We start from the raw sequence: 22,691 nt of genomic DNA, 5'->3' as shown, positions 1-22,691 counted from the left end.
TCCTAGACATGCTAACTCTACCTAAGATTGCCACGATCCACGAAGTGGCGGGGAAAGGAAGGAAGAGCATGCGTGTTGGAAGAAAAGGGACGCAAGTGAAAATTGGTCGGCGCACGGGGTCCTTATTTGTAGGTTGCATGATCGTGTTGTGTATCGGATTACTTGTTGCCTGTTCTACCGAAGCGGCCCAGCAGGAACGGAAAGTGTACAGCGGGCAAGCAACGAAAGAAGGGAACATGAGAGCCCAGAGTCAGGGACACGGGTTAAACGGCCCGTTGATTCGGGAGTTAGATAAAGCTTTTGCCGCAAGAGACATCAAATTGATGAACAATATGTCTGCTGATGACGGTGAAGGCGGGATCTCCTATATGTATCTGTTGAATGGAAGTGGCCGGCATATTGTGAAGGTTCACATTTTCAGTGATGCGGACACCCGGGCCGCACGGATGAAAGAAATGTATGGTAATTCTGGCGATCAGGCTGTCATTGAAAATGTACTTGGCAAAACGGCGATTCGAAGCAAAGGATACGTATCACTTGTGTATACCGCCTCAGGCGGGGAGAAGGACATCTATGAAGGACAGGTATCTGAAGTATTCCATCATGTCCTGAACCAGTTGAATTGAGGGGTAAAGTCAAAATGGAGTAAAACAATTTCATTTAATGGGATTAAATAAATCCGTAGAAAACGACAAACCCGTCTGATCATTCAGACGGGTTTGTATATTTCACGCATGACATGGCGCAGCTCTGGCAAAATAATCTTTTCCATGGCCAGCTTGACCGCGCCTCTGGAACCTGGCATGGAGAAGATCGCAGTGCGTCCAATCGTTCCGGCCACGGCCCTGCTTAGAATGGCAGCTGAACCGATATCCTCCGTATAGCTGAGAAAACGGAAAATTTCACCGAAGCCGGGCAGTTCTTTGTCGAGCAGAGAGGATACAGCCTCATACGTTGTATCTCTGGGAGCGATCCCGGTTCCACCGCTGAGCAGTACGGCTTCAATATCATCTCGAACAGCTGCATCCTGCAGAATGGTACGGATGCGCTCGGTTTCATCCGGTGTAATGATATATTCTACAATTTGATATCCTGCTTCAGTCAGCAGTTGATGCATAAGTTGTCCGCTGGTATCCGTATCCTTGGTGCGGGTATCCGATACGGTGACAATCATGCAGGAGACCTTGTCCGGCGCTTCCTGACGATGCTGTTCCACTGAAGTGGTCATGAAACTCCCTCCTCTATCCACATTTCTCCATAGCATAGACCATTCAGCAGCTTCAGGCAATGTACTGTGGAAGAATAGATCGATATTGCGTAAAGAATGCAGGATAGTGTACACTCGCTAGATATAGAACGACCCATACAATGGTCAGCCAGAGAGGTGTTTAGCAATGAGCATAACAAGTGAAAAAGAACAATCCATACCTGTATATATATTGTCAGGCTTTCTGGGAAGTGGCAAAACGACACTGCTGGTGCAGTTGATTGAACATTGGCAGCAAGCAGGCTTGCGGCCAGCAGTGGTCATGAATGAGCTCGGTGAGGTCAACCTGGATGGTCAGGTTGTGGATGCCGAAGTACCGATGACCGAAATGCTGGGCGGCTGCATCTGCTGTACCGTAAGAGGTGACCTGGGCATTCAGCTTGCTGATCTGGTTCGGGAGGAGTCACCGGACGTCATTATCATTGAAGCTACGGGAGCGGCCAACCCGATGGAAATTCTGGATGCGGTAACGGAAACGTCGTTATATATGCGTCTTGAACTGAAAAGCCTGATTACTGTTGTAGACGCGGCACATCTGTCAGGCCTGTATCAGGAACAGAAGGGGCAGACGTTTAAGTTGATGCAGGAGCAAATTCGTTGTGCCTCAATCTTGATTTTGAACAAAACAGACAGAGTCAACGAGCAGGAAATAAGTGATTTGCGGCAGCTGCTGACAAAATGGAATGGCTTTGCCCCTGTGATCCAAGCTGTGCGATGTGAGGTTGACATGGACCTGCTGCTTCAAAGCGGAGCTGGAGTACACGCTTATCAGGCTGCTGCTGAATCGGATAAACGGGAGATTTCAGCGGAGCACGTCCATACCGATGCTTGTACAGAACATGGATGCAGCCATGATCACGGACAACACCATGAACCTCACGCTCCCCATGCTTCACATGAGCATGTCATGGTTTATACGCATTATTTTAGCCAGCCAGTGAAAAGTGAAGCTTTTGAGCGTTTTGTAGCCGGACTGCCCCGGGATGTATACCGGGCGAAGGGCATTCTTTCCTTTAGTGATACGGCGAGCCGTTTCTGGTTTCAGTATGCTTATCGGGAATCGGATTATATGAAAATCACCCCTCAGGGGGACGTGCCCAATGTGGCTGTGTTTATAGGCGAGCATTTTGACCAAGCTGTCATTCGTAAGCAATTGATGGAAATGGAAGCGATAAATCAAGCGTAATTGATTCAAGGTTCCTCCAGACTGGGTATTAAGAAGCATAGCAAACTTTGCCTGGGAGGTAACTTTAAATGACACAACAACAATATCAACAATGTATTGATGCTTGCCTGGAGTGCATGAATGCTTGCAACGTATGTTACATATCCAGTCTGAAAGAGTATGACTTGGCCATGCTGCGTGACTGTATTCGACTGGATCGGGAATGTGCAGAAATTTGTGGATTCGCTGCTCAAGCGATGACACGTGGTAGTGATTTTATCGCCGAAATCTGCGAATTGTGTGTAAAAGCTTGTGAAGCATGTGCTGCCGAATGCGGAAAACATGAACATGATCACTGTCAAGCCTGTGCGGAAGCCTGCCGTAAATGTGCAGAAGCTTGCCGTTTGATGGCAGCAGTAGCTTAATCATAGAATGCATGAATTAAATAGAAGCCAATTAACTCAGAGAATGAATGGCTTAATCCCCTCTTGAACCAACGTAAAGTACATCTGATTGACGGATGTGCGGAAACGTTGCCGTACGGGAGGGGATTTTTCCATTAGAGAAGAGACACACAAAAAGATCCAGGTTGCCAAAGCAAGGAACGATATGTATAATGATGGAAATGAATTGAAACGATGAATATCCGTGATCGGGAGAGTAACCAGAATCATGCATAGCAGCGAGCCGGAGCAGGTGGAAGCCGGTATGACATGACCTGTGTGAACCGCACCCGTGAGATGGTTATCCGAAGAGATGCCCCTTTTAGAAGGAGACAAGGCATCTGCAATGAGGGTAATCCGGCTTGCGACCGTTACTCGCACCGAGCGGAGCAGCTTTTGGCAGCATATGATATATGCAGTCATGAAGTTGTTCACTTAGAGTGGTACCGCGGGAACTGTGAAGATCAGCTCTCGTCTCTTTTATAGAGACGGGGGCTTTTTTATATGCATCAAAAAAATTATGTCATGACAAGGAGTGTTCACCATGTTAATGAAACTGGCGGCAGGACATATTGCTCCACTTACGGGGCTTGAGGAAGCAGAGGTACTTAAGCTCCTGGAAACACCACCACAACCCGAACTGGGGGATGCAGCCTTTCCTTGTTTTGTATTGGCTAAATCACTGAAGAAAGCACCCGCAGCGATTGCAGTTGAGATTGCCGAGGGACTGAAGGCAGCAGGACTAGATGCTGTAGCGGCAGGTCCGTATGTGAATATACACTTTAACCGGGAGAAGTTGTCTTCGGAGTTACTGGAAATGCTGGGCCATCCCTCGTTTGGAAAGCTCCAGATCGGCAAGGGTATGCGTGTAGTGATTGACATGTCATCACCCAACATTGCCAAACCGTTCGGAATTGGACATCTGCGTTCAACGGTCATTGGCGCTGCACTATATCGATTATATAACGAAGCAGGATATACCCCGGTTCGTGTGAATCATCTTGGCGACTGGGGAACCCAGTTTGGCAAACAAATCGCAGCCTACAAGCGTTGGGGAAACGATGAAGCGCTGCAGGCGGAACCCATACGCACTTCCCTTGAACTGTATGTACGTTTCCATGATGAAGCGGAGAATGATCCCACGCTGGAGACCGAAGCACGCGAATGGTTCCGCAGGCTGGAGCAGGGGGATGAAGAAGCTAAACGGTTGTGGGCTTTCTTTGTTGAAGTGAGCATGAAGGAATTCGACCGGATGTATGAACGCCTGCATGTACAGTTTGATCATACCCTCGGTGAGAGTTTTTACAACGATAAGATGGGGGCCGTGGTGGAAGAGCTCAGAACCAAGGGGTTGCTGGAAGAGAGTGATGGAGCACTAGTCGTGCGTCTGGAAGAGGAGGATATGCCTCCTTGCCTGATTATCAAAAAAGACGGAACAACCATCTATCCGACACGGGACCTGGCAACGGCCGTTTATCGTCATGATGTCATGCAAGCCGATAAGCTGTTATATGTGGTTGGAGGTGAGCAAAAGCTGCATTTCAAACAGGTCTTTGCCGTATTGTCCCGGATGGGGCATGAATGGTCTGCGGACTGTGAGCATATTCCGTTTGGTTTGATGCGTTTCGAGGGTAGGAAGATGTCCACCCGCCGCGGTAAAGTGGTCTTTTTGCAGGAGGTACTGGATGAGGCCGTTGCTCGGGCATTACAGATTATTGAAGAGAAAAATCCCAATCTGGACAACGCGCAGGACGTAGCGGAAGCCGTGGGCGTTGGGGCGATTGTCTTTGGCGATTTACGCAATAATCGTCTGAACGATGTGGATTTTTCGCTGGAAAACGCGGTCAGCTTCGAAGGGGAGACAGGGCCTTATGTGCAGTACACCTATGCACGGATTAACAGCGTGCTTGGCAAGGCAAAAGATGCGATTAAGGGTATGGATGATGGCAATACGAATCGATTGAAAGACGCAGAGAGCAATGATGGTGTGAGTCATGGCACAAACGTTGGTGATGCTTCATGGGCACTGCTTAAATTGTTGACCGATTATCCGGAATACCTTGAAAAAGCCATTCAACGCAATGAGCCGTCGGTGATTGCCAAGTATGTCATTGATGTGGCGCAGGCATTTAACCGCTTCTATCACGCTGAACGGATCGCTGATGCTCCGGCTGAAGAGCGGCCTTTCCGGGTAACCCTGACCGAACGTACGGCTGAACGAATTAAGCACAGTCTGTATTTGCTTGGCGTACAGGCTCCTGAAAGGATGTGAGGTCCCTGTGAAATGGGGAAAGCATGAACTTCTTAGGCAACCGGGTAAGCCCAAGAATAACGTGCAAAAGTTAATGGCAGGTGTTTCTCTTCGACAGGTGAGCAAACACCTCGGAGGCGAGCTGGTTCTGAGAGAGATCAGTCTGGATGTGGGGGTTGGGGAATGTGTCGTGTTGGTGGGCAGGAATGGTTCAGGTAAAAGCACACTACTGCGCATATTGGCGGGGTTTCTATTGCCCGATGGAGGTTCGGTATGTCAAACCGTAAAAGGAGAGAAAATGTATGCGCTCGACGGACTGCCTCGCTTACCCTTCACATCCGCCGAGTACTTGTGGGAAATGGGGCGTATACGCGGCGTGCGCCCTACGCTGCTGCGTCAACGAATTCATGAGCTGAGTGAGCTGTTTTTCCTTGGGACTGCGATGGATCAGAAATTACCGCTGCTGTCCAAAGGCACACTTCAAAAGGTGAATTTGATTCAAGCGATGTTACCGGGACCTGGTGGACTAATACTGCTGGATGAGCCGTTATCTGGCTTGGACATTCCTGCCCAGCAAGCTGTCGTATCTTTGCTGCAGCAGTGGAAGCAGGAAGGAACTTCGATTGTGACGGCTTGTCATGAACCTTTGTTCATTGAACGTATGGCTGATCAGGTGTACGTGCTGCAGAAGGGGCGTGTACTGCGTCAGTGGAGCCGGTCAGATCTGAAAGAGCTCGGGGAGCCGGTTATACGGATTCATAGTTTAATGACAGGATCGGATACGGAACTCTCGGATACCTATTCAAAGCTTGCCGAGCAGAAGGGCGTTCTGGATATCTATCGTCATCGTGAGAGCAATAATGGCAGTGAAGAGTTCTGGGATTGGAAAGTGAAACGCAGCAGATCGGACCACATTATCGGTATGATTCTTGCGGCTGGAGGCTCGATCGTGTCCGTTCTGCAAGAGGAGAGCCAAATACATATGGAACGATTGCTGAAAGGTCATCATCCTTCTGAACATCCGGGTGAAAGAGTGGCCCCATCTACCCGACCTCATTCTCAGTCGGAAGTAGCGGGAGGCGGATTTTCATGATTGTTCTAACTCGGTATTTACTCAGGCATTACATCCGTTCGCAGAAGTATTTTGCACCCGTCATCATGTATGTCATTGCCATGCTCCTGATTTATTCATATAAACCCAACCCGGTTGCGGACAGTTATAGTGTAACGGCCATGCTTCTCTTTTTTGGGGCAGCCTGGCTGGGTCTGACCGTGATGAATGCAGAGCCGGCGGGGCAATTGCAATTACTTGTTCTGCATGCAGGAAATAAACGAAAAGTTATTCTTGGACAGATATGGTGTGCGTGGATTATGCAGTGTGCACTTGTGATTATCACGGTTCTGTATCCTGTGATTTTTGGCATGTTCGAGAGGCAGCCGACCGTTGGGGAGTGGATGATGGCCTGGTCTGGACATCTGGTATTGTCATTGCTGGGTTTGAGCTTATGTGTTTTCTTACAAAAATCATATGTTCATCAGTTTAGTCGCAGTATGCCTGGATTGATCACAGTATTGCTGCTTTCATTTGTGCAAGGTGCATTGACGGATCATTTGCCGGAATGGCTGCAATGGTTGGGCAAAGTATTACCTCCAGCCTTTTACCTCGTACGTGAAATGATGATATTTGAAGAAGCGAAGCAGGGATCTATTTACCTAACAATCATTTGGGCTGTCATGTATGCTTTCGTCCTGTTAATCATTCATGTTTGGTTGTCTGGAAGAAGGGATTTGCGAAGTTAGACGCCATATTTTGTTGTAACTTGAATATTGCCCTCTCTTTCGTTACGATAGAGAACATGAGACGGGAATTGGTACGGGAATGAAAGGGGCGCTCGCTTTTGCAAAACACAGACATGCAGAATGGTGACATGCTGGATAGCGAACACTCCAGGGAATTGTTTGCATACTACGGATTGGCTGTTTATTATGGACAGGCTCTTGAGCAGCAGTTGGTTAATCTGATTCTTTTAATGAAAATGTCTCAAGGCAAGGCTGTATCCGATGAAGACCTGGAAGATCTGTACGAACGGAAAATGAGCAGTTCACTTGGACAGCTTATACATGAAGTTCGTCATCACTTTACGTTTTCTGACGAGGAGACCCGTCAGTTGAATGAATTATGGAAGCAGCGCAATAGCATTGTGCACCACTATTTCAAAGAGCGGATCCACGAGACCTTTAGCCCTGAGGGGCGATCACGCATGATCAAGGAATTGGAGGATTTTAAAGACCGCGCGCAGGAGCTGGAGATCAGTCTTCAGCAGTACACGGGGGCCTGGATTGCACAGCTTGGATTGAATGCTGAGTCGGCTGCGGCGCTGCGGCGGCTTGAGCATATGCATTCGGAGAGCATGCATGCTCGAAGCATGGAAGAGGAGAATCAGCGTGATTGAAAGCAAGGTCCCCGAACGAAATCTGAAACGAAGAGGCAAGCGGCGCTGGATTGTCATTTCCATTACAACACTGATGCTGCTGGGCATCGTTTGGGTTATGATTACGGCCTGGCTGATATCGGCTTACACAACTGAGCAATCTTCCAGACGGAGTGATGCGGCGATTATCCTTGGTGCTGCTGTGGATGGGGATGATCCCTCCCCCGTTTTTCGGGAGCGGATCGAACATGCCGTTGGGTTATATCGTCAGGGCACGATACATAACCTTATTTTCACCGGTGGTTCTGGCCGTACAGGAGAGCGCACGGAAGCTGAAGTAGGAAGAGATTATGCCGTGGAACACGGCGTAGATCCGGCAGATATCCTTATAGAAACACAATCGAGAATTACGGAAGAGAATCTGGTTAATTCGATTAAGATTGGGAAAAAGGCAGGATATCACACCTATACGATTGTAAGTGACCCGCTGCATATGAAGCGGGCGATGAAGCTGGCAAGCGGTCTGGGCATGGATGCTGTTCCTTCTCCAACACAAACGTCAGCATATCAGACTTGGCGAAGTCAATTTCCATTTCTGGCGCGAGAAACGGTCTTATATATGGGTTACACGGTAAAGGGATGGATGGACAATCCGCAGCAGCCTTGAGGCTGCATGTGGATTGTCTATTTTCTTTGCACAGCTCGCCACCAATCATGTCCCGGGATAATTGATGGCTGCGCTAACGAGTGCGGCCACGCCAAATCCGATCAACCACCAAGGCCAGCGTACTTTCGTGTTTCTGCGATAGCCTACGAACAGATAGATGATCCCTGTCAATAACACTGCAGTTGCCAAGCTGCTGCCCACAATCCAGCCGATACTCATGTGGATGCCCTCCCTCTTTATTAGAAAAGTGTCGAATATTTCCCTAATCTCAATGATCCGCCTCTAACCTGGACTTGAAATGGGTGAGTACCGTCAAGATATACATGTTGCTCCCCGTTTTTCTGAAGCGAAAAGTCGCTTTTGAGGCGTCCTCCGGTCTGGTTGAAATTTAATGTAAACCCATTATAGTCAGGAATCCGAAGGTCCATATGGCCGCTGGTGGAGACATGGTCCAGCGATTGCAGCATCGTAGAGGACTGAATGGAAAGTGTGCTGCCTGTTGTACGGGATTGAACATGTGCAAGTTGTCCATGGAGTTGAGTGGGAGAAGAGGTGGCATGGAGTTTCAGTTGGTTCGTATTCAGATTCATACATGCGATCCGGCTGCCGACTGTCCTCAAACTGAAGTGTTCGGCATGACCGGATACGTTCATCTTGCTTGATGTACAATGGCAATCCAAATATTGTGTATCCATGTTGTCGATAACGATCCGTGTTCCAATACTCTTGAGGGTTATACGTTTCATTACATTGGGGGGGAGAAGGATGCTTAGCGATGTACGCTTGAAGTTTATACCCAGCGGGAAGGCGTGCTTGCATCCATCGATTAGGCTAAGAGTGTCGCTGCCAACCTGAGCGTCAAAACAACGAGAAAGTGGAAAACGGGCGCTCGCTCGTTGAATAACGCGAATAAATGGATCCGCACCAGGCGCAATATGCACGTCGCCATGCATCCAATCCAGAGTGAGGAAACGAACAGGTGCCTCGAGCTGTATTTCTTTACAAATGATATGTTCAACAGGCTTCAATCGAACGCCCCCTCGGTTCCTTCCCCGTTACTTTCCGCCGTTACAAATGCACCAATCTTCTCATGATGGTTCAAAATTTGCTCGATTAGTTCATCGTTTACAATATCAGCTCCTAGCGTTTTCATCAGTGTTTGCAAAAAGATAAGGCGTTGTTTGGTGGCTGCAATACTACGGCCAAAGATGGCAGGATTGATCCAGATGTTAACCAGCATCATAAATACTTCAGCCGCTGCCTCGGGATCAGCTGTACTGATCGAACCATCTGCAACACCTTCTTTCATCATTGCTGCAATAACGGGTGCATCCATTTGCACCGCCTGTTGAATGCCTCTAACAATGAAGAGTGGATTTTTAATCTGAGTCTGCAGAACGCGATCCAGTGAGTGTGCCTGAGGATCAGAGAGTACATGCTCCAGGATTTGAATTAATTTTTCTCTTGCTGTAGCTGCAGTCGTGTGAATAACCAATTGATCCAGCATGCGGGCAGAGTATTCAAACTGTTGTTCCATGACGGCGTTCAAGATTTCCTCTTTGGATTTGAAATGGTGATATATGGCGCCTTTGGACATGCCCAGAGCTTCAAGAATGTCCTGAATACTCGTCTTTTCATATCCTTTGTCCGTAAACAGCTGTGCAGCAACGGATAGAATCTGTTGAACCGTCTGTTCAGGGTATTTGTTTCTGGCCATAACAACCTCCTTGATTTATAATACCGACCGTTGGTATGTATAATAACTCGAAACATTTTTGATGTCAATAAGAGGTAATTGAAAGGGCGATTAGCTCTCCAGAGGAGTGAAATCCACTCTTTTTTAGATACATTAAAAAACGACCCATGCCGCAGGACCGGAGAAGTCCAGACATAGGTCGTATAGAAAATGAATCCTAACCCTTAAATTCAATTAACAAAAGCATGAAGCGTTATAGATTACCTCCAGCTAAGGTAGCGGATGTTCGGATGGCTGTGCCTGAGCTGTTATTCTCGTTTACTTCACCACCAGCTTGTGCCCCTTGCTGCAGTTGATACATTTGATAGTATCGTCCTCTAAGTTCCATCAGTTCATCATGCGCCCCCTGTTCCACAATACGTCCGCGGTGCAGGACCAGAATCTGGTCAGCTGAGCGGATTGTTGAGAGACGGTGGGCGATGATGAAGGTAGTCCGGCCTTTTTTGAGGACTTCCAGTGCATTTTGAATCAGTGCTTCTGTTTCGGTATCGATGTTGGCCGTAGCCTCGTCGAGAATAAGAATAGCCGGATCGAACGCGAGTGCACGGGCAAAAGAGATCAATTGACGTTGTCCGGCAGATAACGTACTTCCTTTTTCAATAACGGGTTCATCAAATCCTTGGGGCAGATGCGCCAGGATCCGTTCTGCTCCCACATCACGCAGTGATTGTTCAATCTGAGCACGTGTGATGCGTTTATCTCCAAGACTGACGTTAGAGGCAATCGTGCCAGTGAAGAGATACGGATCTTGCAGTACGATACCCATATGCTGCCGGATCCACTGTTTTGGCAAATCTTTGACGTCCTGACCGTCAATGGTGATCTTGCCTTTTTGCGGATCATAGAACCTGAACAACAGGTTGATAATCGAGCTTTTACCGGAACCGGTATGACCGACCAAGGCGACCGTTTGACCCTGGGATGCTTTGAACGAGATATTGTTCAGCACATAATCCTTTTTATATGCAAACGATACATCGTCAAATACGACATTGCCCTTGTACCTTGGCATCGAGCCATCGGTTACGGCTTCGCCCTGTTCATCCATCAGCTCAAACACACGTCCAGCCGAAACGAGGGAGGAATCCAGGTTTGCCAGTTGGTTCACCATGCCGGTGATCGGCTGGAACAAACGCCCCAGAACATCGACGAATGCGTAGAGAACACCCAGTGAGATGATACTGGTGCCATCCAGCACACTGGAACCGAAGTACCACAGGACAACTGCAAAAGCGATATTCCGCAATACGTTGACCAGGTTGTGTGAAGTGAAGGCGTTCAGATTCAGCATTTTGTTCTGGTGTTTCATATAATCGTCATTCAGATCTTCAAATTCCTGCTTGGTCTGCTTCTGATGACGGAATACCCGGATGATGGACATCCCTTGAATGGATTCATTGATAATCGCGTTGATCTCACTCAGTCGTGAACGGATGATTGTATTGTAGCGTGTAGCGAATTTGCGATAGAGTACAATCCACAGAATAAGCATCGGTACAACGAACAACGAGATCAGTCCGAGACGGAAATCCAGCAGGAAGAGGGCGACATATACCCCCGTAATCGTAATGATTCCCGAGAAAAAGTTAGAAAGTACGGCAACGAACAGATCCTTAACGGCTTCTGTATCGTTCGTGACCCGGGAAACGACTTTACCTGCGGGCAGATTATCAAAAAAATGTACCGGCAGTCGCTGGATATGTGCATACACATCATTACGCAGCTTTTGAATAACCTTGTTCGCAGAGGATTGCAGCCAGTAGGTTTTACCAAACTCCATAATGACCGAGATCACGAGAAAGATCATGTAATAGACAATCAATTGATAGATGCTTGGCATCTCAGGTTTGTAAAAGGCAAAGAGTTCACCAGCGGAAAGCGGCTCTGCCGCATATTGGCCAGTCACTTCGCCAGCGCGTGTAACGGTGAGTGTGCCATTGGCATAAGAACGATCTCCATCAGGTGCACTTACCGGCTCATTGACAAAATAAAAACTTTTGCCGGCTTGCAGTACTCTGACTTCGGGACCCTTCACTTCACCGGCTTCAAACCGGCCTTCGCGTTTGTAGTTCTTGCCGTTGTAGGCTGCCGCTTCGGAAGAAGCTTCCGTTTCATAAAACGGCTGCTCAATGGCGAGCAGATGATTGTCGATCATCGATTTCGCAATAAATGGACCGGCGAGCTCAGCCGCAACACCAATCGTTAGCATAATTAATGCTGCAATAAAAGTTCCTTTGGCTTTCAGGGCATATTGAAGCAGCCTTTTGCCTGTATTCGACTTCAAAACGTTGACCTCCTACGTGGACAGATTGGACTCCACCTGTTGCCGTTCATATTGTTCACGGTACCAGCCATTCATGGCAAGCAGTTCCTGGTGGGTTCCTTCTTCCGTAATTTTCCCGTGCTCCAGTACGATGATCCGGTCTGCGTGTTCAATGGCGGACAGGCGGTGTGTCGAGATCAGCGTTGTTTTGCCCGAGCGTTTGTTGCGTATATTTTCAATGATTTTGGCTTCTGTTCTTGCATCGACTGCGGATAGGGCATCATCCAGGATCAGAATGTCAGGATCGGCAATAAATGCACGCGCCAGAGATACCCGCTGTTTTTGTCCGCCGGACAGGGCAATCCCTTTTTCACCAACAAGAGTATCCAGCCCATCGGATAAAGTACCCAGATCTCCATCAAAGGCTGCCGTACGAATGGCTTCCATAATGACTTCATCACTTGCCCCCGGCTTACCAAATTGAATGTTCTGGCGAACCGACTTGGAGAACAGCACCTGCTCCTGTGGAACGTATCCGATCCAGCTGTGCAAGTCATCCTTGGCGATCTCCTGAATCGGATGCCCGGATATACTTAATGTGCCGGAGCCGGCAGGGTATTCATGAAGCAGCTGTTTAAGAAGGGTTGACTTACCACTTCCCGTACGCCCAACGATACCGAGTGTTTGGCCCGGGCGAAGGGAGAAGCTGACATGGCTAAGATTATCGACCGTCGAACTTGGATAACGGAACGTCACATCCTGCATCGAGATAATTTCAGGATTCGTAATATGAGCAGGCTGATCCACATCTTGGACAGCAGGTTCTACAGACAAGGTTTCGTTAACCCGGTCCAGGGAGGCGCTGCCACGCTGCATCAGGTTAATCAGCTCACCAATGGCGAACATGGGCCAGATCATCATCCCCAGATACATGTTGAACGATACGAGATCTCCAAGGGTGATTTCATTGTGAAACACAAGATAGATGCCGTAGGCAAGTGCGATGACGTAACTGAGACCGACACATAGCCGAATCGTTGGTTCGAATAGTGCATCCATCCTGGCAACAGCGAGATTTTTGCGATAAACGTCTTCAGTGACATCAGCGAACCGCTTCTGGTCCAGACGTTCCTGAACATAGGCGCGCACCACGCGAATACCTGCGATGGATTCAAGCACCTGATCATTCATGTCCCCGAAGGCATCCTGTGCCAAAGTATACCGTTGATGCACGGCTTTCCCGTAGATCATCATGGCAATGGCGATAAACGGCAAAGGCAGGATTGCGGCAAGGGTCAGTTTCCAGCTCACCAGAAAACCCATAGCGAACAATACCGTTGCCAGGAAGGCAGTAGAGTCAGTCAGTGTCAGCATGCCGAAACCTGCTGTTGTGGCAATGGAACGAAGATCATTGGTGGCGCGAGCCATCAGATCTCCTGTTCTGTTTTTCTCAAAGAAAGGCGGGGTCATCCGCAGCAGGTGATCCATAAATCGCGAACGCAGCAAGCGTTCAACCAGATTTGCACCACCAAACAGTTTGTGCATCCATATGTACGTGGTCAGATAGATAATAACGACTGTTCCTAGAATGAGTAAAATGTAACGTGTGAGTGAGGCACCAGTGATGGAACCGCGCACAATCTCGTCAATGGCATTGCCGAGAAGACGAGGGGGCAGCAGTTCGGCTACACCCACGAGAATGAGCAAAATGACACCAATCAGGTATCGTTTGCGTTCCAGCCGGAAGAACCAGGCCAGGTTTTTGAGTACAGAGAACAAGTGGTATCCCTTCCTTTCGAGTGTCTGTGAAATACGTTATCTGCTCATGTTTGCCGATTTGTACCCACAAAAAAAGACATACCGCACGCAGGCGGTATGTCTTGGATATCAATCATACAGCGCATGGCTCCGAGAGCAGAGCCACCGCTGAACATAAGTATCATAAGTGTGCATAACAGCTAATCTGATTCAAGATTACTGTGATGCTGACTTAGAAACGGAATAACGATTTCGAGGGTGCTCCGGTATTTAATTGTGAGCTGATTAGACCATCCATATGACTGTTAAACACCGTAATCACCCTTTCTGTTTTGGAAATAAATTGAATGTGGATCTCGTATGTTTGCATCTTAACACCGCCTTTTGCGATCTGTCAAACTTTTTTCACAATTGCACTATCGGCTATTTTTGTTTATTTCTTTGGTGTAATGTTTGAACTCAAGCCAATCAAGCGATATGATGTAACATATATATAGAGAAGGAGCTGACATCAAATGAGTACCATACATGTATCTGACCGTGCCGCTCGCTGGTATAAGGAAGAACTGAACTTGAATGAAGGAGACAGCATCCGATTTTTTGCCCGTTATAGCTCCGGCGGAGGCCTCCATCCCGGATTTTCACTCGGGATCGCCGTGGAGGAACCGCGCCATCCGGCAGAGCAAACAGAAGTATCTGGCATTCACTTTTTTATGGAAGATCACGATTACTGGTATCTGAAAGGCCACAAGCTGCATGTTGATGTTGTGGAAGAAGGACAAGATATCGAATATCGTTATACTGAGGTCTAATCAATAAATTCAGGGGAGCATCTGTAACGAGCTGATAGAGCTGGAATGAAATGCGGCTAAGTATCAATTGTATCGCTGGCTTCTGCCGGCTTCGAACAGGAGGGATAAGTATTGAATCCGCCAGCCCGAGATCTGGCCCAGTATATTGCAAATCGCTCTCATATTGTGGTGAAGGCTGCTGTCAGGGCCGAGAACGAACAAGGTGAATTGTTGTTAATCCAGCACGCCGAGCAGGGGCATTGGCGTATCCCCGTTGGACGGATGCGTCCTGGCGAGGCCATTGAAGATGCGGCTCATCGGGAACTGTGGGAAGAAACAGGATGGACGGCAAGCAGCATGATACTTGAAACGCTGCATTCGGGTCCGGATCTGAGACAACTGCATTCCAGCGGAGATGAGGATTATTATGTCATCGCCCTGTTTCGGGCACTAATCATTCAGGATCGTCTGGTGGAATCCCGTGTGAACAGTGAGGCTGGGTTGAAGTTTTTTGATCCATCTTCGCTGCCGCTTCTGAATGGCCTCAGCCGATTATTGCTTGAACGCTCAAAAATGGATTAAAGCAAATAAAAGAAGCCTTTCCCTACTGGAAAGGCTTCTTTTGTGTTGTCCCATGGGGTGTTGTACGAGCCTGGATTAACTAAACCTGATCGAGTGGCTCTTCATCCATCGCAAAATCAAAATCGTCAATATCAAATACTTGCACAGGGGCGGATGATTCTATAATCCGAGCGATCAGCTCAACCTGATCCGTAAGGATTGGGATACTCAGGCGCTGTGAAGTGAGCAGCAGTTCTGTCTCAATGGGATCGAAATACTCACCATACTGAGCTGTATCCACTGCATTGATAATGGCGATGGAAACCTGATCACCAAACAAAATGGACGGGCTTTTTGCCCACGGAACAGATAAGGCCCGTTCGATTTTCTTCTTGTTCAGCGGTTCTTCAAAATATGAAATCATCTCGTTAATCTTTGTTTTTACATGCTGATCATCAGCAGGGTTATCCATCAAAGGGTCTGGGCTAATCTGAAATTCATATAACTCCAAGACGGTGGTATAAGGAACAATATATTCAACAGGCGCGGGCGGCGCGAGCAATTGACCGTAAATAGCCACCATCACGGCTTCTGTAATAAACTGACGTGACATAGGTAACTGAATCCTCCTGCGGCCATTAATAATTGCGAGGTGAATCAATTTTATAATGCAAACGAATACAAATGAAATTGATTTCTCTGCTATGGACATGGATGCATGAATTGCATGAATAGTAGTATATCACACAACGGTGGGAAATACAGCCAGTCAGCAGAAGGATGTCAAGTCCCAACTTCGCTCAGGATTTGCCGAGCAGCAGTGATAGAATGCCCGCTGCAATCAGTGGGCCTACGGGGACACCTTTAAACAGGGCTACCCCAAGTACGGTTCCAATAAGTAGTCCTGCAACTACAGTTGGTTGCGTGCTCATGAGTGTAGCACCCCGTCCACCCAAGTAAGCCACCAGTAAACCCACACCAATTGCGAGCAGCGATTTCCAGTGGAGGAAAGACTCCCCAATCGTCTGCAGACTCATCTTACCGCTGGCAAGTGGTGCCATGACGCCAATGGTCAAAATGATAATGCCAAGCGTAAGTCCGTATTTTTCAAGCCAGGGAAAAGCCTGATTCAAATTCAACACCCGCAGCAGCAGTAAAAATACCATGGCTACGGTCACAGGTGTATTGCTGCTGATAATACCGAGTGCTGCGAACACGAGCAACAGCATGGAGGTCATATCCATCGATTTCAATTCCCCTCAGCCTGCCCGCGCTGCCGACTTACGATGTGCTCCGCGATGTATCTGCCATGCCAGCGTCCAGACTCAATGAATACTTCATTGGCATTGCGTCCTGAAGCGATTACCCCGCCGACATATACACCTGGTACGCTGCTTTCCATGGTTTGCACATTGTACACCGGTTTATCCAGATCGTCAGACATTTCCACGCCCACGGAAGCAAGCAGTTTTCGGTCAGGACGGAACCCGGTCAGTGCCAGAACAAAATCGTTATCGAGCTCGCTAGTTGATCCATCTGCATGAAGCAGGCGAACGGAATCGTCCAAAATTTCATTGACACGTGCGCCGAGATGCAATGTAATGCGGCCTTTCTGTACCATGCTTTCAAACAGCGGACGTACCCATGGCTTAATATGCTCCGACAGACCCGCACCGCGGTACACCATATCAATGTGGGCTCCGACACGGACCAGTTCCATAGCTGCATCCACGGCAGAATTGCTGCCCCCGATAATTGCGACACGTGTACGGGTGTAAGGATGAGCTTCCCGGAAATAATGAGTGACTTTATCTTTGTCTTCTCCAGGAATACCGAGATAATTCGGGTGGTCAAAGTAACCTGTTGCCACAACCACATTCCGTCCCTTATGGACAATGCTTTGCCCGCGGCGATTGACTGTATGTACTTCAAAGGTGTCATCGTCACTGCGTTTGATCTCTCGGGCTTCCTCATAATTATGAACACGCAGGCCGAAGTGTTCGGCTACCTTGCGATAATAGGCGAGTGCCTCATAACGAAAAGGTTTGTCGTTCGGTGTACTGAACGGCACGTTTCCGATCTCAAGCAGCTCGGCTGTACTGAAAAACTGCATATGGGTTGGATACAGATAAATGGATTGTACAATATTGTACTTCTCTACAATTACAGCTGAGAGACCCAGCCGTTCACATTCAATGGCAGCAGACAAACCACAAGGTCCTCCACCGATGATAATTACATCTTCCATGTTCATATTCCTCCTTCATTCAAGCAATATTATCCTACCGTAAATAGTCATGTAATGCCAGTTTACGCGGGGGATTGGCTAAAGAAAAATAGCGGACTATCGAGTTTGACTTTATAGTGGGAAAAGATTAACATCAAATTAGATGATTATCTAAATAAAGAGGTGATGTTTATGCAACTGGAGAAAATTGTGGCTTATCACAAAGCTCTGGCTGATCCTACCCGGCTCCGGATGCTGCTATTACTGTCTCAGGGTGAACTGCACGGACAGGCACTTGCCGAGCGGCTTAATCTGTCGCAACCAACAGTTACGCATCATGCATCGAAGCTGAGAGAAGCGGCATTAATCAAGGAGCGGAGAGAAAAAAATACGGTGTTTTTCTCTCTCAACCCATCTTTTATTCGTGAACATGCGCAAGCTTCCGTTGATTTTATTTTCAAAAGGGAGGAGGTAGCTGATATGAGCGATGTGAATGAAACGCTAAAAGCATCCGTAATGCGAAACTTTTTCTCCAAAGATGGACGATTGCGTCAAATCCCGGCCCAATACAAGAAAAAACTGATTGTACTTGGTTATTTGGTTGAGCAGCTTGAATTCGGACGCAAGTATACGGAGAAAGAAATCAATGATTTTATACGCACGTACCATGAGGATTTTGCCACGATTCGACGGGAATTTATCATGCATCAATTTATGTACCGAGAAGATGGAATCTATGAACTTAATCCGAAGGAAATGTGGACCCGCTGGGATCAGGTAAAATAAACGATGCCAGTAAGTAAAATTGAAGCAAGTAAGATAAACTACATTAGGCAGAAATAAAATTGGGCTTGACAACGGCAGAGTACACTGTGTAACATGTTGGATAAATCTACAAGGGAGGCGATGTTATATGACAAAGGTAACGGCAGTATACGTTAATTTGAATATGGACAGCGTCTCCGGAACGGATCAAAGCATGTAATTTTACGGCTATTGGACAGGTACGTCCATAGCGTAGATTAAAAAACATGTGCAGATGAAGCCACGGGTGACGCACCCGTGGCTTTTTGGTTGCCGAAAAGGGGATGTTCCTGCATTGCCTGTGGCAGATTGTTATATTCAATAATCTGCTGGTAGGAGATGCCAGGGAGCTCTTGGTTCTGTTAACTTCTAATTGCCGCGGGCGTTTAATGGCTCGTGGTTTATTTGTGTCTGATCTAAACCGGAGTGTTCAGATTGAAGAATGATGGTCAAGAGAAATAAACAACACATTTTGGGAGGAATATGAATTTGCATAATCACATGGAGAAGTACGGGTGGTCCGCGAAATGGCAGGAATTGTGGCAGCAATCAGGGTTGGACGAACAAATGAGAAAGCCGGCTCGAATCATTGCAGACCACGGACAATTGCAGCGTCTGATTACAACTGAAGGTGAATGCTGGGGAAGGGTATCGGGACGGATGCGTCATGATAACCTGGAGACAGGGACACTTCCTGCAGTGGGAGATTGGGTCGCCATTACGGGGCAGTCCGGTGAAGAGGCTATAATTCACGGTATTATACCAAGGCAGAGCCGGATATCCAGACAGGCTGCCGGGCCAATAACGAAAGAGCAGCTGATTGCGGCAAACGTTGACACGCTGCTGGTTGTCGCAGCTCTTAATCATGATTTTAATCTCAGACGGTTGGAAAGGTATATCATGATGGCCTGGAATGGAGGAGTTAGACCCGTCATCATTTTAAGCAAAAGCGATCTATGCACCGATGTGGAGGAAAAAATCGCAATGGTAGAAGGAATTGCTCCGGGGATCGAAGTGCTGGCGCTGTCGGCAATAGAGGACCAGGGTAAAGCATTACTTGAAACATATCTGCAGCCAGGGACCACCGTAGCCTTGACAGGTTCTTCTGGTAGTGGCAAGTCCACCATGGTGAACTGGATGATGGGGGAAAATGTGCAGCTTACGCAATCCGTACGGGAGGACGACAGCCGGGGCAGACATACAACAACACATCGGGAGATGTTTGTTTTACCACAGGGTGCTGTACTGATTGACACTCCGGGCATGCGTGAGCTAAATCTGTGGGACGAAGGTAATGACGGACTTTCCCAGGCGTTTAATGAAATTGAACAGCTCGCTGCAGAATGCAGATTCGTTGACTGCAGTCATACACGGGAGGCCGGATGTGCAGTTAAAGAAGCGATTCAGAATGGATCACTGGATGAAAAAAGGTTAAACAATTACCTGAAAATGCAGAAGGAATTACAATTTCAACAGCGGAAGGAAGCGGTTGCATCCAAACGGCGAACAGCCACAAGCAAACCGGTGAGCTCGCGTAAACCCAAACATTCCCGCAGCGTAATAGATTGGGAAGAAGCCTGAAATCAGGCGGGCATCCCCGTGACTTCAGCATAGAATAGGTCAGGAGGGATGCCATTATGCCAGATTACAGAATTATCGTGGATCTGACCGACCACATGTTATATCTTTTGGATGGCAATCAGGTCGTTAAGGGTTACCCTGTGGCAATCGGGAAAATGCTCACAGAGACTCCGAGTGGGGAATTTACCATTGTCAACAAACAATCGAATCCAGGTGGACCCTTTGGTGTACTTTGGATGGGATTATCCAAGCCCCATTATGGTATCCATGGGACGAATGAACCTTCGTCGATTGGTAAGTCTGTATCGCATGGATGTATCCGCATGTACAATTCGGATGTGCTGGATCTCTCTTCGAAGGTATCTGTAGGCACAAGAGTAACGATCCGGTCCTAAGGCCGGATTGTTACCATCCCGGAACTGGACTTAATGGATGTATTTGGAATTCAATATCTTCATGCATATAATAATGTAAAGTCACTTCAATAAGCCAGAGAAGGTGAGTGATAGTCGATGCAGATCAGACAAGCCCGTGAAGGGGATGCAGAAGCGATTGCCCATGTACATACAGAGAGTTGGAAGACAACGTATCGAAATATTGTACCAGATGATTTTTTGGATCATTTGACTACTGAATCGAGATTATCCCAATGGGAGCAGACCATACGCTCTGACGAAAAAAATCAGATTCTGGTGGTGGCTGAACAGCCCAATGGGAAAATTGTCGGATTTGCCTGTGGAGGAAGGGAGCGTGAGGGCAAGCTGCCGTATGATGCAGAGCTATATGCCATCTATTTGCTGAAAGAGGTTCAACAAACGGGTATTGGTAAGCAACTGGCTGCGCATGTTGTACATTATCTTCACTCCCTGAACATGAGGCGTTTGCTTATTTGGGCATTGGAGCGAAACTCAGCATGCCGTTTTTATGAGAAGATGGGCGGAACTCCTGTTCATACGCAGTCCATTCAAATTGGAGGTCAACATCTGACCGAGATAGCATATGGCTGGGAAGATTTAAATTTGTTTGGCAGACAGGCACCACGTCCTTTGGATTGAGAAGAGTCAGTGTGACATGTTTGCGCAATCAATATTTAATCAGGTCAATGATGTACTACATTTCTTATAGAAGGAAAACAATTAATTTGGTTAGGAGGCGTTCGGTGGCGATTGGGCCATCGAGAAATTTACACGCACCCGTTGGATCAGTCTTCAGCATCAATATATCGGGAACACCCGGCGATCAAGTAACCAGATCCTTCGAGAAGGATCGACATCGAATGCGAAAGTTCACTCAAAGCTTAATGGGACGGGCTTTTGCACGTTTTTACATAGAGAATTGAAGATGTCTGTAAATCTCTAGAGAAAGCTGTTTGGTGCATTCTTATTCTGGTTATTTATGGATACACGGGAGTACCGATCCGTAAATCTAAAGGTAAAGGGGCTTGAATTCCATGTCCATTGACCGTTTTATTTTGAGGAAGCTGAATACCTGTCAGGAAGAGCATACACGTGCCAATTTGGTCCGACTGTTTGTTATACGTATTCGCAGAGCCGAGATCGCAGAGGAGCATGAAACCGCTTATGCCGTTAGCAGATTACATTAACATAGATAGAGCAGCACTTCTTCGCATCAAAAAAGGAAGCTTGTCTTAAATGACAGCTTCCTTTTTCCTTGTGTTGCATATGCAATTTCATACCGACTCTTCTTTAATACAGCGACAAGGCCAGAGAGTCATTTTCACTGCGGCTGTGCAGAATCGCTTCACAACCGACAATCTCAATACTAATCAAAGAGTGCAGACACTTTTGCAAAGCGCGTTTACCATTACTGATTTTATGCTCAAGGGCACTGCTAAGCAATCTTAATGTCTTTTGCATAGGTTGTTTGTTTTCTTGATTGAAATATACAGGGATTGATTTGTTTTGAAATGTTATTAGTGTTCTCACTAGAAATCACCTCACGAGAGTTATTTCATACTGGTTATAATAAATTCCAATGCTTAAAATTACCTTAAAATCAGCTTATGAAAACATAAAGGTAGCCAATGTTTGAAAAGTGTTCACAATTTGATTGTGGGCGAAGCAATAAGAAGTCCCGAATACCGAATGTTATCTCCCATTTTTATGGAAGAAAGTCGCAGGTTTTCGCATCCAAGCAACAAATAACGAGAACAATGCCTCAAAAGTTCTGAGTCCAATGGACGATATTTTAATATTTATGTGGGTCATATGTAACAAAAATACAGGTTGTACATTGCAAACAGGGTGTTAATGTAAGAAAATAGGGTTGGAAAAGGATTCATCCGCATTTTTTTGATTTAATTTGACATTAGGACAATTTACATATGAGACCATGGGAGGGATTATGATGATTCTTACCGTGTATTCCGGCCGGGAGGAAGGCGAATGGTTCGATATTGAAGTCCCGGATGAGTGTACGATTGAACATCTGAAGACATTGCTGGGGGTGCGGATATTCGGGCAGGCTCCTGGTGATGGCATTCAATACATCCTTGAAGCGAAATTCCCCGAAGGTTTGTGGTTCTCTCCGCAGAACTCCCAGCAACTGATGGAAACGGGCCTGCGGCAAGGCAGCTGTGTACGGGTTCAGCGGGCATTCTCCACCACTACAGAAGAAGCGCCAGTGTACGGAAGACGCTCATTATTTCAGCAGGACAGCAACGAATGAGGCTTCTTGACGTATACACTCATTATCGAACCCATTA

At 47.3% G+C, this 22,691-nt stretch carries 26 protein-coding genes and 1 pseudogene; 16 read left to right on the top strand and 11 right to left on the bottom strand.

Going from position 1 to position 22,691, the window contains the following annotated elements; translation table 11 throughout:
- Positions 1-68 precede the first annotated feature (68 nt).
- Positions 69-626 (top strand): hypothetical protein, encoded by a 558-nt coding sequence (locus tag HP552_RS13595; RefSeq protein WP_175395997.1) that lies wholly within the window; start codon positions 69-71, stop codon positions 624-626.
- Positions 627-709: 83 nt separating this feature from the next.
- Here HP552_RS13595 and HP552_RS13590 read toward each other — a convergent pair whose 3' ends face one another.
- Positions 710-1,228 carry a MogA/MoaB family molybdenum cofactor biosynthesis protein gene (locus tag HP552_RS13590; RefSeq protein WP_175395996.1) on the bottom strand — a complete coding sequence of 173 codons (519 nt, stop codon included), beginning with the start codon at positions 1,226-1,228 and terminating at the stop codon, positions 710-712.
- A gap of 166 nt (positions 1,229-1,394) precedes the next feature.
- On the opposite strand from HP552_RS13590, the gene HP552_RS13585 reads away from it, so the two are divergent.
- Both HP552_RS13585 and HP552_RS13580 read left to right on the top strand, forming a co-directional pair.
- The gene (locus HP552_RS13585) at positions 1,395-2,453 is read left to right on the top strand and encodes a CobW family GTP-binding protein (RefSeq protein WP_175395995.1); all 1,059 of its coding nucleotides are present in this window, start codon (positions 1,395-1,397) and stop codon (positions 2,451-2,453) included.
- A 68-nt stretch (positions 2,454-2,521) separates the two neighbouring features.
- Positions 2,522-2,857, top strand: coding sequence for a four-helix bundle copper-binding protein (locus tag HP552_RS13580; RefSeq protein ID WP_175395994.1), 336 nt, complete (start codon positions 2,522-2,524; stop codon positions 2,855-2,857).
- A 36-nt stretch (positions 2,858-2,893) separates the two neighbouring features.
- Here the strand turns inward: HP552_RS13580 and HP552_RS13575 are convergent, their stop codons facing one another.
- On the bottom strand, positions 2,894-3,298 hold the full coding sequence (locus HP552_RS13575) for a hypothetical protein (protein WP_175395993.1): 405 nt from the start codon (positions 3,296-3,298) through the stop codon (positions 2,894-2,896).
- 121 nt (positions 3,299-3,419) lie between these two features.
- Here HP552_RS13575 and argS point away from each other — a divergent pair, with 121 nt between their 5' ends.
- The 5 genes and pseudogenes from argS to HP552_RS13550 all read left to right on the top strand — a co-directional run bounded on the left by argS (position 3,420) and on the right by HP552_RS13550 (position 8,225).
- Positions 3,420-5,147, top strand: a complete 1,728-nt coding sequence (argS, locus tag HP552_RS13570) for an arginine--tRNA ligase (protein ID WP_175395992.1) — start codon at positions 3,420-3,422, stop codon at positions 5,145-5,147.
- Positions 5,148-5,286: 139 nt separating this feature from the next.
- Positions 5,287-6,219, top strand: a pseudogene (locus tag HP552_RS13565) (ATP-binding cassette domain-containing protein); the annotation flags it as partial.
- Complete coding sequence (locus HP552_RS13560; protein WP_175395990.1) at positions 6,216-6,926, top strand: hypothetical protein; 711 nt, start codon at positions 6,216-6,218, stop codon at positions 6,924-6,926. The pseudogene HP552_RS13565 and the gene HP552_RS13560, both read left to right, overlap by 4 nt.
- 98 nt (positions 6,927-7,024) lie before the next feature.
- On the top strand, positions 7,025-7,579 hold the full coding sequence (locus tag HP552_RS13555; RefSeq protein WP_246310881.1) for a hypothetical protein: 555 nt from the start codon (positions 7,025-7,027) through the stop codon (positions 7,577-7,579).
- Complete coding sequence (locus HP552_RS13550; RefSeq protein ID WP_312884291.1) at positions 7,572-8,225, top strand: YdcF family protein; 654 nt, start codon at positions 7,572-7,574, stop codon at positions 8,223-8,225. The genes HP552_RS13555 and HP552_RS13550 overlap by 8 nt, the downstream gene beginning before the upstream one ends.
- A gap of 45 nt (positions 8,226-8,270) precedes the next feature.
- Here HP552_RS13550 and HP552_RS13545 read toward each other — a convergent pair whose 3' ends face one another.
- The 5 genes from HP552_RS13545 to HP552_RS13525 form a co-directional block, all read right to left on the bottom strand.
- The gene (locus HP552_RS13545; RefSeq protein ID WP_175395988.1) at positions 8,271-8,444 is read right to left on the bottom strand and encodes a hypothetical protein; all 174 of its coding nucleotides are present in this window, start codon (positions 8,442-8,444) and stop codon (positions 8,271-8,273) included.
- Positions 8,445-8,464: 20 nt separating this feature from the next.
- Entirely contained in the window at positions 8,465-9,253 is a 789-nt protein-coding gene (locus HP552_RS13540) for a DUF4097 family beta strand repeat-containing protein (protein ID WP_175395987.1), read from the bottom strand.
- A complete protein-coding gene (locus HP552_RS13535; protein WP_175395986.1) occupies positions 9,250-9,942 on the bottom strand; it encodes a TetR/AcrR family transcriptional regulator in 693 nt (230 codons plus the stop codon). The genes HP552_RS13540 and HP552_RS13535 overlap by 4 nt, the downstream gene beginning before the upstream one ends.
- Before the next feature lie 232 nt (positions 9,943-10,174).
- Complete coding sequence (locus HP552_RS13530) at positions 10,175-12,265, bottom strand: ABC transporter ATP-binding protein (RefSeq protein ID WP_175395985.1); 2,091 nt, start codon at positions 12,263-12,265, stop codon at positions 10,175-10,177.
- A 12-nt stretch (positions 12,266-12,277) separates the two neighbouring features.
- On the bottom strand, positions 12,278-14,023 hold the full coding sequence (locus HP552_RS13525) for an ABC transporter ATP-binding protein (RefSeq protein WP_175395984.1): 1,746 nt from the start codon (positions 14,021-14,023) through the stop codon (positions 12,278-12,280).
- 494 nt (positions 14,024-14,517) lie between these two features.
- Between HP552_RS13525 and HP552_RS13520 the strand changes: the two genes are divergently transcribed.
- Positions 14,518-14,814 (top strand): HesB/YadR/YfhF family protein, encoded by a 297-nt coding sequence (locus tag HP552_RS13520; RefSeq protein WP_175395983.1) that lies wholly within the window; start codon positions 14,518-14,520, stop codon positions 14,812-14,814.
- Between the two features lie 111 nt (positions 14,815-14,925).
- Positions 14,926-15,375, top strand: a complete 450-nt coding sequence (locus HP552_RS13515) for an NUDIX domain-containing protein (RefSeq protein ID WP_175395982.1) — start codon at positions 14,926-14,928, stop codon at positions 15,373-15,375.
- 79 nt (positions 15,376-15,454) lie between these two features.
- On the opposite strand, the gene HP552_RS13510 is transcribed toward HP552_RS13515, so the two are convergent.
- From HP552_RS13510 to HP552_RS13500, 3 genes are all read right to left on the bottom strand, one after another.
- Positions 15,455-15,967, bottom strand: coding sequence for an ADP-heptose synthase (locus tag HP552_RS13510; RefSeq protein WP_175395981.1), 513 nt, complete (start codon positions 15,965-15,967; stop codon positions 15,455-15,457).
- Between the two features lie 187 nt (positions 15,968-16,154).
- Entirely contained in the window at positions 16,155-16,598 is a 444-nt protein-coding gene (locus HP552_RS13505) for a DUF441 domain-containing protein (RefSeq protein ID WP_175395980.1), read from the bottom strand.
- A gap of 5 nt (positions 16,599-16,603) precedes the next feature.
- Complete coding sequence (locus HP552_RS13500) at positions 16,604-17,602, bottom strand: YpdA family putative bacillithiol disulfide reductase (RefSeq protein ID WP_175395979.1); 999 nt, start codon at positions 17,600-17,602, stop codon at positions 16,604-16,606.
- Between the two features lie 171 nt (positions 17,603-17,773).
- Between HP552_RS13500 and HP552_RS13495 the strand changes: the two genes are divergently transcribed.
- From HP552_RS13495 to HP552_RS13475, 5 genes are all read left to right on the top strand, one after another.
- Positions 17,774-18,367 carry a DUF2087 domain-containing protein gene (locus HP552_RS13495; RefSeq protein WP_175395978.1) on the top strand — a complete coding sequence of 198 codons (594 nt, stop codon included), beginning with the start codon at positions 17,774-17,776 and terminating at the stop codon, positions 18,365-18,367.
- A gap of 501 nt (positions 18,368-18,868) precedes the next feature.
- Positions 18,869-19,966: a ribosome small subunit-dependent GTPase A gene (rsgA, locus tag HP552_RS13490; RefSeq protein WP_175395977.1), complete on the top strand. Its 1,098-nt coding sequence runs from the start codon at positions 18,869-18,871 to the stop codon at positions 19,964-19,966.
- A 56-nt stretch (positions 19,967-20,022) separates the two neighbouring features.
- Entirely contained in the window at positions 20,023-20,361 is a 339-nt protein-coding gene (locus HP552_RS13485; protein ID WP_175395976.1) for a L,D-transpeptidase, read from the top strand.
- Positions 20,362-20,478: 117 nt separating this feature from the next.
- Positions 20,479-21,021, top strand: coding sequence for a GNAT family N-acetyltransferase (locus HP552_RS13480; RefSeq protein ID WP_175395975.1), 543 nt, complete (start codon positions 20,479-20,481; stop codon positions 21,019-21,021).
- Positions 21,022-21,416: 395 nt separating this feature from the next.
- The gene (locus tag HP552_RS13475; RefSeq protein WP_175395974.1) at positions 21,417-21,569 is read left to right on the top strand and encodes a hypothetical protein; all 153 of its coding nucleotides are present in this window, start codon (positions 21,417-21,419) and stop codon (positions 21,567-21,569) included.
- A gap of 103 nt (positions 21,570-21,672) precedes the next feature.
- On the opposite strand, the gene HP552_RS13470 is transcribed toward HP552_RS13475, so the two are convergent.
- Positions 21,673-21,912, bottom strand: coding sequence for a hypothetical protein (locus HP552_RS13470; RefSeq protein WP_095287663.1), 240 nt, complete (start codon positions 21,910-21,912; stop codon positions 21,673-21,675).
- Between the two features lie 421 nt (positions 21,913-22,333).
- Here HP552_RS13470 and HP552_RS13465 point away from each other — a divergent pair, with 421 nt between their 5' ends.
- Positions 22,334-22,654, top strand: a complete 321-nt coding sequence (locus HP552_RS13465; protein WP_062326145.1) for a hypothetical protein — start codon at positions 22,334-22,336, stop codon at positions 22,652-22,654.
- Positions 22,655-22,691: the final 37 nt, after the last annotated feature.

The sequence above is a fragment of the Paenibacillus xylanilyticus genome (genome assembly GCF_013359935.1).
Classification (GTDB): domain Bacteria; phylum Bacillota; class Bacilli; order Paenibacillales; family Paenibacillaceae; genus Paenibacillus; species Paenibacillus xylanilyticus.
Note: the sequence above shows the minus strand (reverse complement) of the source record. Positions and strands in the feature narration are given on the sequence as shown.

Coding starts and splice junctions, on each gene's coding strand:
- HP552_RS13585 (WP_175395995.1), top strand. CDS start 1,395: ATGAGCATAACAAGTGAAAAAGAACAATCCATACCTGTATATATATTG.
- rsgA (WP_175395977.1), top strand. CDS start 18,869: ATGAATTTGCATAATCACATGGAGAAGTACGGGTGGTCCGCGAAATGG.
- HP552_RS13535 (WP_175395986.1), bottom strand. CDS start 9,942: ATGGCCAGAAACAAATACCCTGAACAGACGGTTCAACAGATTCTATCC.
- HP552_RS13580 (WP_175395994.1), top strand. CDS start 2,522: ATGACACAACAACAATATCAACAATGTATTGATGCTTGCCTGGAGTGC.
- HP552_RS13545 (WP_175395988.1), bottom strand. CDS start 8,444: ATGAGTATCGGCTGGATTGTGGGCAGCAGCTTGGCAACTGCAGTGTTA.
- argS (WP_175395992.1), top strand. CDS start 3,420: ATGTTAATGAAACTGGCGGCAGGACATATTGCTCCACTTACGGGGCTT.
- HP552_RS13480 (WP_175395975.1), top strand. CDS start 20,479: ATGCAGATCAGACAAGCCCGTGAAGGGGATGCAGAAGCGATTGCCCAT.
- HP552_RS13485 (WP_175395976.1), top strand. CDS start 20,023: ATGCCAGATTACAGAATTATCGTGGATCTGACCGACCACATGTTATAT.
- HP552_RS13595 (WP_175395997.1), top strand. CDS start 69: ATGCGTGTTGGAAGAAAAGGGACGCAAGTGAAAATTGGTCGGCGCACG.
- HP552_RS13495 (WP_175395978.1), top strand. CDS start 17,774: ATGCAACTGGAGAAAATTGTGGCTTATCACAAAGCTCTGGCTGATCCT.
- HP552_RS13500 (WP_175395979.1), bottom strand. CDS start 17,602: ATGGAAGATGTAATTATCATCGGTGGAGGACCTTGTGGTTTGTCTGCT.
- HP552_RS13520 (WP_175395983.1), top strand. CDS start 14,518: ATGAGTACCATACATGTATCTGACCGTGCCGCTCGCTGGTATAAGGAA.
- HP552_RS13575 (WP_175395993.1), bottom strand. CDS start 3,298: ATGACTGCATATATCATATGCTGCCAAAAGCTGCTCCGCTCGGTGCGA.
- HP552_RS13560 (WP_175395990.1), top strand. CDS start 6,216: ATGATTGTTCTAACTCGGTATTTACTCAGGCATTACATCCGTTCGCAG.
- HP552_RS13475 (WP_175395974.1), top strand. CDS start 21,417: ATGTCCATTGACCGTTTTATTTTGAGGAAGCTGAATACCTGTCAGGAA.
- HP552_RS13590 (WP_175395996.1), bottom strand. CDS start 1,228: ATGACCACTTCAGTGGAACAGCATCGTCAGGAAGCGCCGGACAAGGTC.
- HP552_RS13510 (WP_175395981.1), bottom strand. CDS start 15,967: ATGTCACGTCAGTTTATTACAGAAGCCGTGATGGTGGCTATTTACGGT.
- HP552_RS13505 (WP_175395980.1), bottom strand. CDS start 16,598: ATGGATATGACCTCCATGCTGTTGCTCGTGTTCGCAGCACTCGGTATT.
- HP552_RS13465 (WP_062326145.1), top strand. CDS start 22,334: ATGATTCTTACCGTGTATTCCGGCCGGGAGGAAGGCGAATGGTTCGAT.